This window comes from Stenotrophomonas lacuserhaii, from assembly GCF_039674585.1.
GTDB lineage: Bacteria > Pseudomonadota > Gammaproteobacteria > Xanthomonadales > Xanthomonadaceae > Stenotrophomonas > Stenotrophomonas pennii_A.
Map to the genome: position 1 here is coordinate 119,589 of NZ_JBDJNU010000005.1, position 16,334 is coordinate 135,922.

At 63.1% G+C, this 16,334-nt stretch carries 15 protein-coding genes and 1 pseudogene; 6 read left to right on the forward strand and 10 right to left on the reverse strand.

The genetic code is table 11. The annotated features are described in order from the left end of the window. Window positions 1-142: 142 nt before the first annotated feature. The 6 genes from ABE522_RS03645 to ABE522_RS03670 all read left to right on the forward strand — a co-directional run bounded on the left by ABE522_RS03645 (window position 143) and on the right by ABE522_RS03670 (window position 4,168). Entirely contained in the window at window positions 143-1,600 is a 1,458-nt protein-coding gene (locus ABE522_RS03645) for a tyrosinase family protein (protein WP_346590529.1), read from the forward strand. Between the two features lie 491 nt (window positions 1,601-2,091). Further along, window positions 2,092-2,508, forward strand: a complete 417-nt coding sequence (locus tag ABE522_RS03650; RefSeq protein ID WP_346590530.1) for a hypothetical protein — start codon at window positions 2,092-2,094, stop codon at window positions 2,506-2,508. Then, window positions 2,505-2,813, forward strand: coding sequence for a hypothetical protein (locus ABE522_RS03655; protein ID WP_346590531.1), 309 nt, complete (start codon window positions 2,505-2,507; stop codon window positions 2,811-2,813). The genes ABE522_RS03650 and ABE522_RS03655 overlap by 4 nt, the downstream gene beginning before the upstream one ends. Before the next feature lie 114 nt (window positions 2,814-2,927). Then, the gene (locus ABE522_RS03660; protein ID WP_346590532.1) at window positions 2,928-3,383 is read left to right on the forward strand and encodes an SRPBCC family protein; all 456 of its coding nucleotides are present in this window, start codon (window positions 2,928-2,930) and stop codon (window positions 3,381-3,383) included. 9 nt (window positions 3,384-3,392) lie between these two features. Beyond that, window positions 3,393-3,707: an ArsR/SmtB family transcription factor gene (locus tag ABE522_RS03665; protein ID WP_346590533.1), complete on the forward strand. Its 315-nt coding sequence runs from the start codon at window positions 3,393-3,395 to the stop codon at window positions 3,705-3,707. A 2-nt stretch (window positions 3,708-3,709) separates the two neighbouring features. Beyond that, on the forward strand, window positions 3,710-4,168 hold the full coding sequence (locus ABE522_RS03670) for an SRPBCC family protein (RefSeq protein WP_346590534.1): 459 nt from the start codon (window positions 3,710-3,712) through the stop codon (window positions 4,166-4,168). A 35-nt stretch (window positions 4,169-4,203) separates the two neighbouring features. Here the strand turns inward: ABE522_RS03670 and ABE522_RS03675 are convergent, their stop codons facing one another. The 10 genes and pseudogenes from ABE522_RS03675 to ABE522_RS03720 form a co-directional block, all read right to left on the reverse strand. Further along, complete coding sequence (locus ABE522_RS03675; protein ID WP_346590535.1) at window positions 4,204-4,986, reverse strand: 3-hydroxybutyrate dehydrogenase; 783 nt, start codon at window positions 4,984-4,986, stop codon at window positions 4,204-4,206. 84 nt (window positions 4,987-5,070) lie between these two features. Further along, window positions 5,071-5,664: pseudogene (locus ABE522_RS03680) on the reverse strand (type 1 glutamine amidotransferase domain-containing protein); the annotation flags it as partial. A gap of 545 nt (window positions 5,665-6,209) precedes the next feature. Then, a complete protein-coding gene (locus tag ABE522_RS03685) occupies window positions 6,210-6,962 on the reverse strand; it encodes a hypothetical protein (protein ID WP_346590536.1) in 753 nt (250 codons plus the stop codon). Window positions 6,963-7,063: 101 nt separating this feature from the next. Further along, the gene (locus tag ABE522_RS03690) at window positions 7,064-7,495 is read right to left on the reverse strand and encodes a hypothetical protein (RefSeq protein ID WP_346590537.1); all 432 of its coding nucleotides are present in this window, start codon (window positions 7,493-7,495) and stop codon (window positions 7,064-7,066) included. A gap of 245 nt (window positions 7,496-7,740) precedes the next feature. Beyond that, window positions 7,741-8,289 (reverse strand): HEPN domain-containing protein, encoded by a 549-nt coding sequence (locus tag ABE522_RS03695; protein ID WP_346590538.1) that lies wholly within the window; start codon window positions 8,287-8,289, stop codon window positions 7,741-7,743. Window positions 8,290-8,443: 154 nt separating this feature from the next. After that, window positions 8,444-8,953 carry a hypothetical protein gene (locus tag ABE522_RS03700; protein ID WP_346590539.1) on the reverse strand — a complete coding sequence of 170 codons (510 nt, stop codon included), beginning with the start codon at window positions 8,951-8,953 and terminating at the stop codon, window positions 8,444-8,446. A 978-nt stretch (window positions 8,954-9,931) separates the two neighbouring features. Continuing rightward, on the reverse strand, window positions 9,932-11,497 hold the full coding sequence (guaA, locus tag ABE522_RS03705; RefSeq protein ID WP_346590540.1) for a glutamine-hydrolyzing GMP synthase: 1,566 nt from the start codon (window positions 11,495-11,497) through the stop codon (window positions 9,932-9,934). Window positions 11,498-11,606: 109 nt separating this feature from the next. Continuing rightward, on the reverse strand, window positions 11,607-13,061 hold the full coding sequence (guaB, locus tag ABE522_RS03710) for an IMP dehydrogenase (protein ID WP_101099189.1): 1,455 nt from the start codon (window positions 13,059-13,061) through the stop codon (window positions 11,607-11,609). 209 nt (window positions 13,062-13,270) lie between these two features. Beyond that, on the reverse strand, window positions 13,271-14,167 hold the full coding sequence (gene folD, locus ABE522_RS03715; RefSeq protein ID WP_346590541.1) for a bifunctional methylenetetrahydrofolate dehydrogenase/methenyltetrahydrofolate cyclohydrolase FolD: 897 nt from the start codon (window positions 14,165-14,167) through the stop codon (window positions 13,271-13,273). A 95-nt stretch (window positions 14,168-14,262) separates the two neighbouring features. Beyond that, window positions 14,263-16,095 (reverse strand): monovalent cation:proton antiporter-2 (CPA2) family protein, encoded by a 1,833-nt coding sequence (locus ABE522_RS03720; protein ID WP_346590542.1) that lies wholly within the window; start codon window positions 16,093-16,095, stop codon window positions 14,263-14,265. Between the last annotated feature and the right edge of the window lie 239 nt (window positions 16,096-16,334).

Genomic DNA, 16,334 nt, shown 5'->3' on the forward strand with positions numbered 1-16,334 from the left:
GCCTCCGGGCAGCGCCTGCAGGCGCGCCCCGCCGCCGTGCGCTGCGGTGCATGGTCCGACGCATATCCCCGCTTGATGCCACCGGTGCCGTCGCCTGGAATCGACCTTGCAGGGGCCACCACGGCCCCCCCAAGGAGACGACGTGCTGAACCGAAGATCGATGATGGCGGGAACCGCTTCCGCGCTGGCCCTGGCAAGCGGACTGGCAGGCTCGAAACGTGCGTCCGCACAACAGGGCCTACGGGTGCGCCGCAATATCGCGAACTTGTCCCTCGACGATCCTGATCTGGTTGCGCTCAGGCAGTTTGTAGAACAGATGCGCGGCCGCAACCAGTCCAATGCGACCAGTTGGATCAAGTTCGCGGACATCCATGGCGGTTCCCTCAACTTCAACCACTGCCAGCACAGCAACTGGTACTTCCTGCCGTGGCACCGGGCCTACCTGGACATGTACGAGAAAGCCGTCATCGAGATGACCGGCCACACGCGGTTCGCCATGCCCTACTGGGACTGGTCGACCCAGCGTGCGTACCCGGCTGCATTTAGCGACGCGATGTACCAAGGCAAGCCCAACCCCCTCTTTTCGCCCTTTGCTGGCGACGATATGCGGCAGGAGAGGAAGGCGGTTCCCAGCCTTCCTCCCGCCGAAACAGGAGCGGAGAGAATACGCGAACTACTCAACGCCAGCATCCTGGAAAACTTCGGCGGGGGCCGCCCCTTCGATGAAAGGGTCACGCCTCCGCAGGTCCAGAACAGTGTATCGCCGGTATGGTTGGGCCTCCGTGGCGCCGTTTCAGAGCTGGAATCGGGTCCGCACAATTACGTACACGATGAAGTGAACGGCTACATGGGTTTCCCCGCCGCCGCGCGTGACCCGCTGTTCTTCCTGCACCATGCCAACGTGGACCGGATCTGGGAGAACTGGATCCTGCAGGGGCATGTCAACACCACCGACCCGCTCTGGCTGGACATGGTATTCCCCAATCATTTCCTGCGCCTGGATGGCCAGCGCTACAGCGTCAGGGTGGACGGGCTGCGGCGCCCCGCGGACCTGGGCTACAAGTACGATGACAGCCGGGTTGCAGTCCCCCCCACGCTCAGCCGCGTGCAGGCCGATGCGCAGGAAACCCGCTTCAAGGCCCTGTGCAACCCCGCCGCAACCACCGTCATACCCCGGGCACGTACCGAAAAAACAGGCACTGCAACGCCGTCTGCGCCCCTCAACATTCTGCTGAACGTCCCGTCAGCGCCAACTTCCGGCACCCGCGTCTTCGCGTTGCTGCGAGGCTCGCACGTGGGCAGCAACCTGCGGTCGGTGCGCGTCTTCGTCAACCTGCCAGTTGCCGGGCCAGGCACGCCGACGACCGACCCCCACTACGTCACCTCCATCAACTTCTTCGCCAACAAGTCCCACCAGGGCACAGGGGATCCCGGGCATTGCTATTCCGTCGAGTTGACCCGCGCATTGAAGAAGCTCGGACAGAATGGCCCGCCAGCGGTTGGATCACTGACATTGCAACTGGTGCCGATCCAGAGAGCCGGAAGCCCCGCCACCGACCTCGCCTTCGTGTCCGAGATGATCGACGTGGGCCTGGTGTAGCCGCTGCATCGTGAAGCGCGACGACCCGCTCCGGTAGTGACGACCGCTGGTCGTCAAGGGAGCCCCTGCCATGGTGGGTGACGACCCGCTCTGGTGGGTGAGGACCGCTGGTCGTCACGCTTCTCCGCCCACCGCAGAACGTGACGACCAGCAGTCGTCACCCACCGATCATCCACTCTGACGGCCTTCCCCAACTTCGCAACTATTCTCATGGACGCCTCCCCCACCCCATCGCAAGCTGGCTGTGCTGAAGCCGAAGAGCGACAGCCGGGATTGGCATCCTGTTTGATTAATTGAGCGTATTGGCTCTGTTTTGCCCCTTGGGCACGGCGGAGAATGCACAGCATTGCCCATCGGTTTCATGGTGGGCGATGCGTGGGGATCCCAATCCGCCGGCGTTTTTGCTCAGCTAGTCACCGGTATGCCAACCCGCATCGCCCGCCACCTCGCGTCTCCGCGCAGGTGGCCACACGCCATGCGAAGGACGACCGATGGAAACCAATTGCCCTCTCAGCGCAAAGCGCCTGTACGCCCTGATCGGCGACCGGATCAGCGAGTTTCCGCCCCGCTTCATTGAAAGCCTCGAGCATCGGCTCGAAGAGTCCGAGCAACTGCGCGCACGCAGCGAGCGCACCGTCAACCTGCGCCTGGTACCTGACGTAGGCAGCGACGCCCCCCTGCTCGGCCCGGACAGCCATGCCGAACTCAAGCGCCAGGGCAAGGTTGGCGTCCCCATCCGCACCCTGCAGGCACTCGGCTCCATCCTGGAAATCCTGCACGCGGCCCACGTGGCCAAGCCGGAAGTGCATCCCGAAGCCGCCATCACCGGGCAGATGGTGGAAGGGCTGATCGTGTGCGGACGCGAGATGGTGAAGTCGTCGATGGCGGAAATGTGGGGTACGCGATGAGCGCAGAAGACTTCACCGGCCCCGCGGTCAACAGCCCCGCAGCCCGCGCCGCGCAGCGTGCGGAGTTCCTGGACGCGCGCCTGCGCATGGACGGCTGCGATGAGGCCACGTTCTCCCGCGCGATGCTGCGGGTGGCGGAACTGGACGGGCTCGGCGATGTCGCCATGGCGTGCGGCCTGAGCACCGAGGCGATGCGGCGGCAGTTGAATGGCACGCGCCCGTTGTACTTCGAATCCGTGCTTCAGGTGACGCGTGTGCTGGGCCTGCAGTTGCGGGTCGAAGCGATACCCGCAGCCCTGCGGTAATGTCGGCCGCTGGCCGGCAAACCCCGCCATCCCGCCGCATTTGACATGCAGGCATTTACCTGCCTATTGTGTCCGCACGGACGGCCCCCGCCGCCCATTGCGGAGGGCGTTGTCATGGTGGATATCGCACACAGAGTCGGCATCAAAGCCCCATCGCCACAGGTCTACCAGGCCCTTGCCACGCCGGAAGGCATTGCCGCCTGGTGGGCCGAAGGCACCGCTGGCGACCGCCACGTCGGCGGCACGGTCACCGCCCGCTTCACTGCCGATGGCAAGGAAATCGGCGCCATGCAGATGAAGCTGCTGCAACTGCAGCCCAATGAGCTGGTGCTGTGGGAGTTCATCGACGGCCCCGCGGAATGGATCGGCACGACCGCGCGCTTCGCCCTGCGCCAGGACGGCGACTACTGCATCGTGCTGTTCAGCCACGAGGGCTGGAAGGAGCGCGGGGAGTTCATGCACCACTGCAGTACCAAGTGGGCCGTCTTCCTGATGAGCCTGAAGGCCCTGCTGGAAACCGGACGCGGCCAGCCGAGCCCGCACGACGTCAAGATCGACAACTGGAACTGAAGATCGCCGATGGATGTAGACAGCGTATTCAAGGCCCTGGCCGACCCCACGCGCAGGACGCTGCTGGACCTGCTGTGCGAGCGCAACGGGCAAACGCTGGGGCAGCTCTGCGAGCACCTGCAGATGGCCCGGCAATCGGTGACCCAGCACCTCGGCCTGCTGGAAGAAGCCAACCTGATCAGCACGGTCAGGCGCGGCCGCGAGAAACTGCACTTCATCAATCCGGTGCCGCTGCACGATGTCTATACGCGCTGGGTAAGCAAGTTCGAGCAGCAGCGCCTGAGCCTGCTGCATGACCTCAAACAGGAACTGGAAGGAGAATGACGATGCCCGCAGAATCCACCCGTTTCATCCACGTGATCTACATCGCGACCACGCCGCAGAAAGTGTTCGAGGCCATCACCCGGCCGGAGATTGCCCGCGCTTACTGGGGGCATGAAAACGTATCGGACTGGACGCCCGGTTCGCGCTGGCAGCATGTGCGCGCCAACGACGAACGCAAGGTCGAGCTGGTCGGCGAGGTGGTGGAAAGCACGCCGCCGTCGCGGCTGGTGATCACCTGGGCGGCCGCCTCGCAGGCAGACGACCCCAAGGCCTACAGCCGGGTGACGTTCGAGATCGTGCCCTATGAAGACATGGTCAAGCTGACGGTGACGCATGAGGATCTGGAGCCGGGTAGCGGGATGGATACGGGTATCCGCCAGGGCTGGCCGATCGTGTTGTCGAGCCTGAAATCGTTGTTGGAAACCGGCAAGGGACTGGATGTGTTCGCCAAGCCCAGCTAAGCAGGCGCTGCGCAGCGGCGGGCACGGCCGGCCCGCTAGCGGGCTGTCCAGCCGCCATCCACCGGAAGCGCCGTGCCGGTCATCTGCGCTGCAGCATCCGAGGCCAGGAAGACCACCATTGCGCCGATCTGCTCCGGCGTCACGAACTGCAGCGATGGCTGCTTCTCGGCCAGCAACACGCGAGCGGCGGACTCCTGGTCTGTACCCTCGCGCTGCGCCAACGCGGTGATCTGTTGTTCGACCAGCGCCGTCCGCACCCAACCCGGGCAGAGGGCATTGGCGGTGATGCCGGTGCCAGCGGTTTCCAGCGCCGTCGCTTTGGTAAATCCCACAACACCATGCTTCGCCGCTACATAAGCGGACTTGTTCGCCGACGCCACCAGTCCGTGTACCGACGCGATGTTGATGATGCGACCAGCTCCCTGCTGTCTCATGTGAGGCAAGGCGGCCGCTGTTGCATGGAACACTGCGGATAGATTCAGCGCGAGGATCGCATCCCACTTCTCGACAGGAAATTCCTCGATCGTCGCGGTGTGCTGGATGCCTGCGTTGTTCACCAGGATGTCGATGCGCCCCATTTTGGTAACGGCATGGGCGATCATTTCCCGCACTGCCTCACCGCGGGTCAAGTCGGCGCCGTCGTGTGCCACCCGCACACCGAATTCGGCTTCCAGGCCGGAACGGATTCTTTCGATTTCCTGCGCGTCACCGAATCCATTCAGCACGATGTCGGCGCCTTGCTGCGCGAGCGCCGTGGCAATGCCAAGACCGATACCGCTGGTGGAGCCGGTGACCACTGCGACTTTTCCAGTGAACATGGGAGGGCTTCCGTCGGGCGTAGGTGGTGAGTGTAGCTTCAGTCGATGCCAGGCCATGCGTGGGTACTCGCCTTCAACGGCCCATCACTTCAACCGCTCGACCAACCGCTGCCCCATCTGAAGCGCCGAGGCCGGGTTCTGCCCGGTAATCAGCTCGCGATCCACCACCACATGGCCGGTCCACGGCGTGGCATTGCTGCTGAAGCGCGCGCCCGCCCGCTGCAGCGCGGTCTGCGGGTAGAACTTCATCTCGCCGCCGCCCAGCAACGGCTTGGCCTGCTCTTCTTCCTGGTCGCTGATCACCGTCATCTGGTACCCGCTGTAGATCCACTTCGGCGTAGCCGGCATCGCACCCGCTTCCAGCGTCGCCACGAAACCCTCAGCATCCGGCAGCGTGGACAGCAGCGCGATCGGCCCGTGGCAGACCAGCGCGGTGGTCTTGTTGCGCTGATGGAAGTCGGCCAGCAGCCGGCCCAGCGCAGGGCTCTTCAGCAGGTCCTGCATGGGCGCGTGGCCACCGGGGATGTAGACAGCATCGAACTGCGCATAACCCTGCTGCTCGATACGCGCCAGGCTGACCACCGGCGAGGCCGTCGGCGAGGTCAGCGCCAGCTTCTCCAGCAGGTCATTGTGCAGCTTCAACTGCGCGGCGTCGTTGCCGAAGTACGCCGGCGTCACCAAGAGCAGTGTGGAAACCCGCCCGTGGGTAGAGATGGCGCTTGCAACGAACGAAGCTTTCGAAGACGCCGTGGCGACAGTCGAGAGGTTCATACGCCCGGACGACAACGACTTTTTGCTCGGTGAGCTGGCAAACTCAGAACACCTGAATGCGCACCCCCGGCCGGCGCTGAGACTGATGGATGCGTTTCTATCGCCGGTTGGTCAGTTCTAGTCGTTGGAAGAATTGAGAGGCGTTCTAGACAGCATCTGGGTTTCGGACCCTACGCTCCGCGACGAGCCAGGTTTTGCTCGGTGGGATAACTTTGAACGAGCACGCGCCTAGAGATTGCAGAGTGACTGGCGGGCAGGCTGATCGCTGACATCGACCGTAGAGAGGGGATCTACCATGTGAGTGGTGTCCGCGTTGTGTCATAGGCGGCGAATAGAGCTAAAGTGCAGCTCGGCCACCGTACTACGTCCGCTCCCGGCCAGAAGCGGGCATCGACCAACGCTTGAGTTATGCCGCGCCGCGCAGCGGCGTCGGCTTGAATTGGCAGTTAGGCTTACCCCTCTTTCATTTGCATTAGACCGATTGTTGCGATGTATGGCATCAGCAATGAACCGACGGCGAGTCCCTTATCTTTGTAGTACGTATGAAATATTCCGACTAGCGAGGGAATCGACCAATCGTCGCTTATCGCATGTTCTTTTGGCCAGCTAAAAATGGCACCACCGCTAACTCCATTAAGTGCCGGCCCCGGGAAGGGCTGAAGAGTGCCCGGATAAACAGCCCGAGACCGATCATAGTGCAAGACAATATTCGCAGAAGGATCTAAGCCAAGCTTCTCATAAGTTGCGGCTCCCGCAGCCACGCCACGAAAGCTATAGATCTCGGAAGAGAGTTGCCCGCCTCTGTTTGTCCCCTTGCTTACTGGGTACCCGGAAACTGAGCAACTTCCCAGCTCCAAGCTTGTTGTAAGAAGTCCTGTTCTAGTCTGCGGAAACGGGCGGAAGTGATGGTTCAAAGCCTTCTTGCATCCCCCGCTCAACTTGAATAGAGCGAAATCTGCGCTGTCATCCTCTCGATCCTCATCGCCAATGAATGAGGCAAACATACTGCCCGTTATTGGAACAAGGCCATCCGGGCCGGGAACCAGAAGTTGTCCAGGCTCTGACCGATCGATGACATGCGCTGCGGTTAACAGGTATACATCACCGTTCAGCTTGAAGTAGACGCCGGTGCCATGCTGCTGAACTCGCGGAGGAATTTTCTCCGCACGAAATATCGGCACAAGAGAGTCGTAGGGATCTTTCATCGAAAGCCTAACACCTTAATTAGGCCGCGCCGCAAAGCGGTGTCGGCTGGAATGAACTGTTAGCACTCAAAGCAAGCCGAGCAACTTAACGGCCCCCGCTGCTACGACAGTGGCCTGCGACCCAAGCTAGCACCTTCATGGAAGGCTCCCACCTGCCCCGCTTTGAAACCAGCATGGCCCCTAATGAAGTCGTGTGTGAGGTCAGCGCCCACCTCGGCAATATCCTGAGGCTGGTAGCCCCCGCCGACGCTCACGAAGAATATGTCTGAGTTTGAACCATTGAGTCTGTTGATGTGCTCCCGTTCTTTACGATTGATTTCATCGCGCTCTATCTGGTCAGGACGGTCAGTGCGAATGATCTGAATAGAACGAAGGTCGGTCGGGCGTGTCAGGTCGTTGCCTGAGAAAAATGCCACGCCTTTCTCGTACGGCTGTATGAATCGCTTCTTCAGCTCGTCGACGCTGAGGTCGGCAAAGAGTACGCGCGACTTATCCTCGGGACCTACTTTTGCAATGACGTGATGGAAGGGCATGATCTTGAGCGAAAACCCAATTGCCGGATCCCGGGGTCGGGTCCGGTTACACGACTTATCCATAGCGCACCGTATGGCGGGCTATCCCCTTTATACAGCTCGATCTTAGGACACCTAGGCCCGGCCAACAAGCAGATGAATTACCGGGCCCAGCACGATGCAGAGCGTGTACTCCAGCGAATGTCCGCTTTGGGTCGAGAGCGAACCTTCCCTACCCACGATAAATCTTCTTAATCATTGGCGCTTCAGAGGTTAGCTTCAATGTGCCTATCGGTTGCAGCCGCCAGGTCTTGTATGAAGCGGATGTGCTTCCTAAGATCTTCTCGGGTGACCGCGTGTGCCGATGGTTGTCCGCCCACAGGTCGGAGCGAGCGATGCGCAATATCTCCACGTTTCTTCGCAATCGCGTTTAGGTGTTTTTTAGCACGCACCTGATCGTAGTTGTTCCAGACCCACCCTTCGAATACGTTTATCTGTAAGTACTTCTCAAAGAGTCGTCCGACACGATCGGGTGTCGGAGTGTGAAAGTACTTTAAGTCGTTCTGGAGCGAGTCGAGATAAAATTCCCGAATCCTTCCGCCAGAGCCGCCCCTTCCCACGACCTGCCCTGCTGCCTCACTGATGCGGTCTTCTATGTAGGTCTCAAGTGCCGCGAGGGCCATAACTAGGCTTGCGCGCTTCAGCACCTCAGCACTGTCGGGTGGTGGCTGCGAGTTTATAGCGTCAAAATGTGCAAGCAGATCAACGGCATCCTGAATTACATGGTTGAAGCTCTGTAGTGCTTGAGACGCCATTTGCTAAGTCCATTTGGCTGACGAAAGAGCGTGTAACTAGAGTCGCTGCCCCTGACAAACAGCCCTGGCGCACTGAGCCGCGACGTCACAGCCTTACCTTGGGCAACTGTAGGGCTGCTTGTGGGCCTAGACTGGCCTGCTCCGCTGACTGTGGCTAGTCCTTATTCGGAAGGCGCGATACGAGTTCTTTTCGGGTAGAACAGATCACGTCGTGGGTGCAGTTCGCCTGCCTATGAAAATAGAATCCAACCCCCACTGCGGCGGCAAGCCCAGAAATTCCTAGGATGACCCAGGCTTCCGGAAATCGGAGTGACGCAAGAATCGTGGCTCCGAGCAGAAAGGCCGGCGCAGCCCACATCATGGCGAGCTCAAAGTAGAGAGTCGTGGCAAGCCTACTCATGTAGCGATACCCAACCGGCTCCTTATCTAGGACTTGGGACAGATAGGTATACCAATTCTCCGAAACCTGATGCGCCTCCTCCTTGCTGTTGTCCCACTTGACCTCAAGCTTCGTCCCTTGCGCCTCGAAAAACGTACCGGCTACGATTGCGGCAGAGAAGATCAGGGCATGCCCAAGGGTGGAGTTTGAGTCGAAGCCAAGAGTTGCCTTAGTGTGCTGGACGAGCGCGAGCAACCAAGGAGTGATGGCGATCAGGCCTGGCACCAAAATTCCGAGGACCGTCCGGGTAAGCGTAAATGGCATAGTTCCCTCGGTGAATGCTAGTCAATGCGCCCTGCCGGTAGATCCAGCATGCTCAATTTCCAGTCAAAGCTGGAGTGAAATCAACTGTGCTTCATCGAGGCGTCGCGTTCAAGTGTGGCCTACAACCTTCATGACCAACCGGCATTGCAGCCGGGCGCGCGGTTCAGCCGGGGGCCGAGCAGTGGACAAGCGAGCATGAGGCGCAGCTTGGTCGCCCCCCCCCCAACTTCCACCCTCCCGGATCCCCCAGCGCCAACAATGATCGCGCCGGCGGCCTCCCGAGCAAGGGCCGGCCCGTGTCTCCGTTCCCGCCTTAGCCTGCTTGCGGCGGGCTCAGTGGGCACGCAGTTTTCAGCTACGCGGTCCCAGGCTATTGCGCGTTCCGGTGTGTACACCCGTCCGCGAGTCCCAGAGCCGTTAGGCTAGCTTAGAAGTTACCGGGGCAGCTGGGCTACGGACAGAGCCAGCGACTCTGAAGAAAGGAGCCGCCCCTACCCTCGATAAACATCCCAGTTCCCCTGCCCCGCCGATGTCCGCTTCCGGCCAATAGCGCACATCGACCGGCAATCAGCCTCTTGGCAGTTCGTTACAAAGCCTCGACGGCCAAGGATTCACTCACCATGTGCCCCCTAGAACCTTACCGAGCTCTCAAGTGAGTGCCAAGTCATCTAGTACGTCCAGGCGGGCCTTCGTTTGTTTCCAGTTTGAAAGCTGTCAATCTGAATAGGATAGAACGCGGCGCTATGAACGCAGTCTCTGAGGCGGGTCAGCTCCTAGAGCGGCACATAGGCGATGCACTCGGCGTACGCATTCCACGCCCAAGTCACGGGCGATGCAATCTTTTGGGAGAGCAGGTGCCCCATTGCCTGCTCGTGCGCCTGATGGATAGGGAACAGCACAAAAAACAAGGGCGCCTTTCGGCGCCCTAGTTCTTTCAACTCATTCCCACTCAATAGTAGCCGGGGGCTTCCCCGAGATGTCATAGACAACCCGCGATACCCCCCGCAGCTCATTGATGATCCGGTTACTCACCGTACCCAAAAACTCATACGGCAGGTGCGACCAGTGCGCCGTCATGAAATCAATCGTCTCCACCGCACGCAGCGCGATCACCCACTCATACGCACGCGCATCGCCCACCACACCCACCGACTTCACCGGCAGGAACACAGCGAACGCCTGGCTGGTCTTGTCGTACAGATCCGCCTTGCGCAGTTCTTCAATGAAGATCGCATCGGCCTTGGCCAGCAGCTCGGCGTATTCGCGCTTCACTTCACCCAGGATGCGCACGCCCAAGCCGGGGCCCGGGAACGGATGGCGGTAGACCATGCTGCGCGGCAGGCCGAGTTCAACACCCAGGCGGCGCACCTCGTCCTTGAACAGCTCGCGCAGCGGCTCCACCAGGCCCAGCTTCATGTGCTCCGGCAGGCCGCCCACGTTGTGGTGGCTCTTGATCACGTGCGCCTTGCCGGTCTTGCTGCCGGCCGACTCGATCACGTCCGGGTAGATGGTGCCCTGTGCAAGCCACTTGGCATTCTTAAGCTTGCTGGATTCTTCGTCGAAGATGTCCACGAACAGGTTGCCGATGATCTTACGCTTGGCCTCCGGATCGCTCACGCCTTCCAGCTTGGCGAAGTAACGGTCGGCCGCGTTCACGCGGATCACTTTGACGCCCATGTGCTCGGCGAACATGGCCATTACCTGGTCGCCTTCCTGCCAGCGCAGCAGGCCGGTGTCGACGAACACGCAGGTCAGCTTGTCACCGATCGCCTTGTGCAGCAGCGCGGCCACCACGGACGAATCGACGCCGCCGGACAGGCCCAGGATCACTTCGTCATCGCCGACCTGTTCGCGCACGCGGGCGATCTGGTCTTCGATGATGTTGGCCGCGGTCCACAGGGTTTCGCAGCCGCACACGTCCACCACGAAGCGGCGCAGCAGCGCCTGGCCCTGCAGGGTGTGGGTCACTTCGGGGTGGAACTGCACGCCGTACCAGCGCTTTTCTTCGTTGGCCATCGCAGCCACCGGAATGCGGTCGGTGGTGGCGGTGATGGTGAAGCCCGGCGGTGCCTTGGACACGTGGTCGCCGTGGCTCATCCACACGTTCAAACGTGCCTCGCCCGGGTGGTCGCTCAGCCCGGCGAACAGCGAATCCGGGGCGACGATGTTGACTTCGGCGTGGCCGAATTCGCGCTGGTCGGCCGCTTCGGTTTCACCGCCCAGCTGCGCGGCCAGGGTCTGCATGCCGTAGCAGATGCCGAACACCGGCAGGCCACTGTCGAACACTTCCTGCGGCGCGGCGGGCGCGCCCGGCAGGGTGGTCGATTCCGGGCCACCGGACAGGATGATGCCCTTTGCCCCGAAGCCGGCGATGTCGGCCGGGTTGTGGTCCCACGCCCAGATCTCGCAGTAGACACCGAGCTCGCGGATGCGACGGGCGATCAGCTGGGTGTACTGCGCGCCGAAATCGAGGATGAGGATCTTGTCGGTATGGATGTTGGTCATGATGCCCGGGCGATGCAGGAGGAATAACGGAGTACGAAAGCGCAACCAGCGGCGGATGTAGAAAGAGGAACGGGAATCTGCTTCCTCGTTCCTCTTGCTGCGTCCGGCCTCAGGCGCGGTAGTTCGGCGGTTCCTTGGTGATCTGCACGTCGTGGACGTGGCTCTCACGTTGGCCGGCGCCGCTGATCTTGACGAACTTCGGCTTGCTGCGCATGTCTTCGACCGTGCCGCAGCCCACGTAGCCCATGGTGGCGCGCAGGCCGCCCATCAGCTGGTGGATGATGCCGCCGACCGGGCCACGATACGGCACGCGGCCTTCGATGCCTTCCGGCACCAGCTTGTCGGCGCTGGAAGCATCCTGGAAGTAACGGTCCTTGGACCCCTTTTCCATCGCCGCCAGCGAGCCCATGCCACGGTAGCTCTTGTACGAACGGCCCTGGAACAGCTCGGTTTCGCCGGGCGATTCCTCGGTACCGGCCAGCAGGCCACCGATCATGATGGTGGACGCACCGGCGGCCAGCGCCTTGCCGATGTCACCGGAGTAGCGGATGCCGCCGTCGGCGATCAGCGGGATGCGATCCTGCAGCGCTTCGGCGACCAGGTCGATGGCAGTGATCTGCGGCACGCCGACACCGGCGACCACGCGCGTGGTGCAGATCGAGCCCGGACCAATGCCGACCTTGACCGCGTCCGCGCCGCAATCCAGCAGCGCCAGTGCGGCTTCGCCGGTGCAGATGTTGCCACCGACCACCTGCACCTGCGGGAAGTGCTTCTTGACCCAGCGCACGCGGTCCAGCACGCCCTGCGAATGGCCGTGCGCGGTGTCCACCACCAGCACGTCCACGCCGGCGGCGACCAGCGCTTCGACGCGGCGATCGGTATCGCCGCCCACGCCGACCGCGGCACCCACCAGCAGGCGCGTGGCGGAGTCCTTGGCAGCGTTCGGGTAATCGGTGTTCTTCTGGATGTCCTTGACGGTGATCAGGCCACGCAGGGCGAAATCATCGTTGACCACCAGGATCTTTTCGATGCGGTTGCGATGCAGCAGCAGCTGCACTTCTTCGGATGCGGCGCCTTCCTTGACCGTGATCAGGCGATCCTTCTTGGTCATGATGTGGCGGACCGGATCGTCCAGCTCGGTTTCAAAGCGCATGTCGCGGTGGGTCACGATGCCCACCAGCTGGCCGCCGTCCACCACCGGTACGCCGGAGATGTTGCGCGCCTGGGTCAGCGCCAGCACGTCGCGGATGGTGGTTTCCGGCCCGACGGTGATCGGATCGCGGATGACGCCGGCCTCGAACTTCTTGACCTTGGCCACTTCGGCGGCCTGCTGTTCCACGCTCAGGTTCTTGTGGATGATGCCCATGCCGCCGAGCTGGGCCATGGCGATGGCCAGGCGCGCTTCGGTGACGGTATCCATCGCAGCGGACAGGATCGGGAGCTTCAGCCGCAGGTCGCGCGTCAGCCGGGTTTCCAGGCTGACATCCTTGGGCAGGATGATCGAGTGGGCGGGGACGAGCGAGACGTCGTCGTAGGTGAGAGCTTCAGCCTGGATGCGCAGCATCGGCATACCCGAGATGTGGGGAAGCGCGTCATTTTACCCTGTTTGTCGGCCGAGCGGCAGGGGGTAGATGCGACGCAGTGTCGCGCCAGAGCCGCCGGTTCACCAACCGGACGCAACAGCCCCCGAAGTTCGGGGGCGGCCGCGAAGCGGCGGGGGCGTGGGTGTTGGTGAGTGGGGGCCCGCTGTTTGCGCAGCAAATTGCGGGAGCGTCAGCGCGATTGCGCAGACGCATACCCTTCGGCCGCTTCCAGGGTGTTCTGCATCAGCGTGGCCACGGTCATCGGGCCGACGCCGCCGGGCACCGGGGTGATCCAGCTGGCGCGCTTTGCGGCCGCTTCGAAGCCGACGTCGCCGACCAGCCGGCCGTCGTCCAGGCGGTTGATGCCCACGTCGATCACCACCGCGCCGGGCTTGACCCATTCACCCGGCACGATGCCCGGGCGGCCGACCGCCACCACCAGGATGTCGGCGTTGCGCACAGCCTGTTCCAGCACGTCCTTGGGGGTGAACTTGTGGCAGCTGGTGACGGTGCAGCCGGCGATCAGCAGCTCCAGTCCCATCGGCCGGCCGACATGGTTGCTGACGCCGACGATGGTGGCATTGCGGCCGCGCACGGGCTGGTCGGTGTGGCCCAGCAGCGTGGTGATGCCGCGCGGGGTGCACGGACGCAGGCCGAACTCGCGCAGGGCCAGGTGGCCGACGTTTTCCGGGTGGAACCCGTCCACGTCCTTGCGCGGGTCGATGCGCTGGATCAGCCGCCGTGCGTCCGGGATGCCGGGCAGCGGCAGCTGGATCAGGATGCCGTGGATCTTCGGGTCCGCATTCAAGTGGTCGATCAGCGCCAGCAGTTCGGCTTCGCTGGTGCCGGCGGGGAGATCGAAATCATGCGCCTCGATGCCGACTTTTTCCGCCGCACGGCGCTTGTTGCGCACGTACACGGTGGACGCCGGGTCGCCGCCCACCAGCACCACGGCCAGCCCGGGGCGGCTGCCACCGGCGGCGACACGGGCGTCTACGCGCACCTTCAGGCTGTCCAGCAGCGCTTCGGAGATGCGGCGGCCGTCGAGGATGCGGGCGGAATGGGAGGCGTCGGTTGGCAGGGTCATCGAAGCAGGCGTGGAGCGGCGGGGATGGCTATTGTCCCTGATTCAGGCCCGGTAGTGACGGCCGCTGGCCGTCACTACCGCGCCGTCACTACCGCTCAGGCGTCCGGCGGCACCTGATCGGCATTCAGCGTGCGCGACTGCCGCTTGGGCACGGTGAACGGGGTCGGCGTGGGCACGCCCGGCAGCGAGCTGCCGAAGGCCATGTGGGCACCGGCGCGGAGGTCGCCACCGGCCATTTCCAGCTGCAGGCGCTCGGCGTCGCGCTCGCGGATCTGCTCGGCGATATCGCGCGCGTCGTCCTCGTCCGCGCCCAGTTCCATCAGCGCGGCCTGGCCGAACATCACCGCCGATTCGAAGGTTTCGCGGATCTGGAAATCGACGCCGGCATGGATCAGCCGCAGCGAATGTTCGCGGTCGAACGAGCGCACCAGCAGCTTGGCCTGCGGGAACTCATGCGACACCAGCTCGACGATGCGGTCGGCTTCGGCGGCATCGTTGACGCACACCGCGATCGCCCGGGCGCTGGCCGCACCGGAGGCATGCAGCACGTCCAGCCGGGTGCCATCGCCGTAATAGATCTTGAAACCGAAGCGCTCGGCGCTGTGGATCATCTCCACGTCGTTGTCGATGATGGTCACGTCCACGTCGCGCGCCAGCAGTGACTGGCTGGCGACCTGGCCGAAGCGGCCGAAGCCGATCAGCAGCACGCTGCCGGACAGCCCGTCGGCCGTCTCGACGCCTTCCATGCTGACCACCGCAGGCGCGGCAAAGCGCTTGTGCGCCAGCACCACCAGCGGCGTCAGCGCCATGGAAAGCACCACCACCGCGGTGAAGTTGGCATTGATGTCCACGTCGATGACACCGGCACTGGCGGCCGCGGCGAACAGCACGAAGGCGAACTCGCCGCCCTGCGCCATCACCACGCCACGGTCCAGTGCCTGCGCATGGCTGCTGCCCATCACCCGCGCCACTGCATAGATGCACAGGGCCTTGGCCACCATCAGCGCCAGCACCAGCCCGACGATCAGCGGCCAGTTGCGCGCCACCACGCCCAGGTCCAGCGCCATGCCCACGCTGAGGAAGAACAGCCCCAGCAGGATGCCGCGGAACGGTTCGATATCCGCTTCGATCTGGTGCCGGAAGGTGGATTCACTGAGCAGCACGCCGGCCAGGAAGGCGCCCATCGCCATCGACAGCCCGGACAGCTGCATCAGCAGCGCCGCGCCGAGCACCACCAGCAGCGCGGCGGCGGTCATCACTTCGCGCGCCTTGGCGGCGGCGAGGATGCGGAACAACGGATTGAGCAGGAAGCGCCCGACCAGCACCAGGCCGACCACCGCCCCGGCACCGATGGCAACCGAAAGCCAGCGCGACCCCTCGCCACCGGCACTGCCAGCCGAGGGGCCCATGAAGGCCACCAGCGCCAGCAGCGGCACGATCAGCAGGTCTTCAAACAGCAGGATGGAGACGATCTTCTGGCCCGGCGGCAGTGCGATGTCCCCGCGCTCGGCCAGCAGCTGCATCACCACCGCGGTGGAGGTCAGCACGAAACCGGTGGCGCCGATGAAGGCGACCTGCCAGGGCAGCCCGAACAGCTTGGCCACCAGGGTCAGCACGATCGCGCAGGTGACGATCTGCGCGGTGCCCAGGCCGAAGATTTCCTTGCGCAGGCTCCACAGGTGCGAGGGCCGCATCTCCAGGCCGATCACGAAAAGAAACATCACCACGCCCAGTTCGGCGGTGTGCAGGATCGCCTGCGGATCGGAGAACCAGCCCAGCCCGAACGGCCCGATCGCCAGGCCGGCAGTGAAGTACCCCAGCACCGACCCGAGGCCGAAGCGCCGGAACAACGGCACCATCACCACCGCCGCGCCCAACAGGGCGACGACCTTGACCAGTTCACTGCTTGCAGCTGCTTCCACCGCCATGCGGCCATTCCTGTGATGCGTTGAAGTGCGTCAACGATAGGGCATGCGCGGCGCAATCAATAGCACGTGGGTTGCGGTTCATTGTTCCGCGGATGAAACGGGCGGCTAATTCATCGCCATGTCGTTCCATCTGGTGCTGCGAACGTACGGCTGCCGCTGCGCTCGCCGACCATGGGTCGGCGCTACCGGTGGCAGGCACTGCGCGCCAGATTGGTGCCTCTGTCGCGCCGAGCCACGCT

What these genes read in the sequence shown, in the direction of transcription:
- ABE522_RS03650 (WP_346590530.1), top strand. Translation starts at nt 2,092, where the DNA reads ATGGAAACCAATTGCCCTCTCAGCGCAAAGCGCCTGTACGCCCTGATC.
- ABE522_RS03655 (WP_346590531.1), top strand. Translation starts at nt 2,505, where the DNA reads ATGAGCGCAGAAGACTTCACCGGCCCCGCGGTCAACAGCCCCGCAGCC.
- ABE522_RS03660 (WP_346590532.1), top strand. Translation starts at nt 2,928, where the DNA reads ATGGTGGATATCGCACACAGAGTCGGCATCAAAGCCCCATCGCCACAG.
- ABE522_RS03665 (WP_346590533.1), top strand. Translation starts at nt 3,393, where the DNA reads ATGGATGTAGACAGCGTATTCAAGGCCCTGGCCGACCCCACGCGCAGG.
- ABE522_RS03670 (WP_346590534.1), top strand. Translation starts at nt 3,710, where the DNA reads ATGCCCGCAGAATCCACCCGTTTCATCCACGTGATCTACATCGCGACC.
- ABE522_RS03675 (WP_346590535.1), bottom strand. Translation starts at nt 4,986, where the DNA reads ATGTTCACTGGAAAAGTCGCAGTGGTCACCGGCTCCACCAGCGGTATC.
- ABE522_RS03685 (WP_346590536.1), bottom strand. Translation starts at nt 6,962, where the DNA reads ATGAAAGATCCCTACGACTCTCTTGTGCCGATATTTCGTGCGGAGAAA.
- ABE522_RS03690 (WP_346590537.1), bottom strand. Translation starts at nt 7,495, where the DNA reads ATGCCCTTCCATCACGTCATTGCAAAAGTAGGTCCCGAGGATAAGTCG.
- ABE522_RS03695 (WP_346590538.1), bottom strand. Translation starts at nt 8,289, where the DNA reads ATGGCGTCTCAAGCACTACAGAGCTTCAACCATGTAATTCAGGATGCC.
- guaA (WP_346590540.1), bottom strand. Translation starts at nt 11,497, where the DNA reads ATGACCAACATCCATACCGACAAGATCCTCATCCTCGATTTCGGCGCG.
- guaB (WP_101099189.1), bottom strand. Translation starts at nt 13,061, where the DNA reads ATGCTGCGCATCCAGGCTGAAGCTCTCACCTACGACGACGTCTCGCTC.
- folD (WP_346590541.1), bottom strand. Translation starts at nt 14,167, where the DNA reads ATGACCCTGCCAACCGACGCCTCCCATTCCGCCCGCATCCTCGACGGC.
- ABE522_RS03720 (WP_346590542.1), bottom strand. Translation starts at nt 16,095, where the DNA reads ATGGCGGTGGAAGCAGCTGCAAGCAGTGAACTGGTCAAGGTCGTCGCC.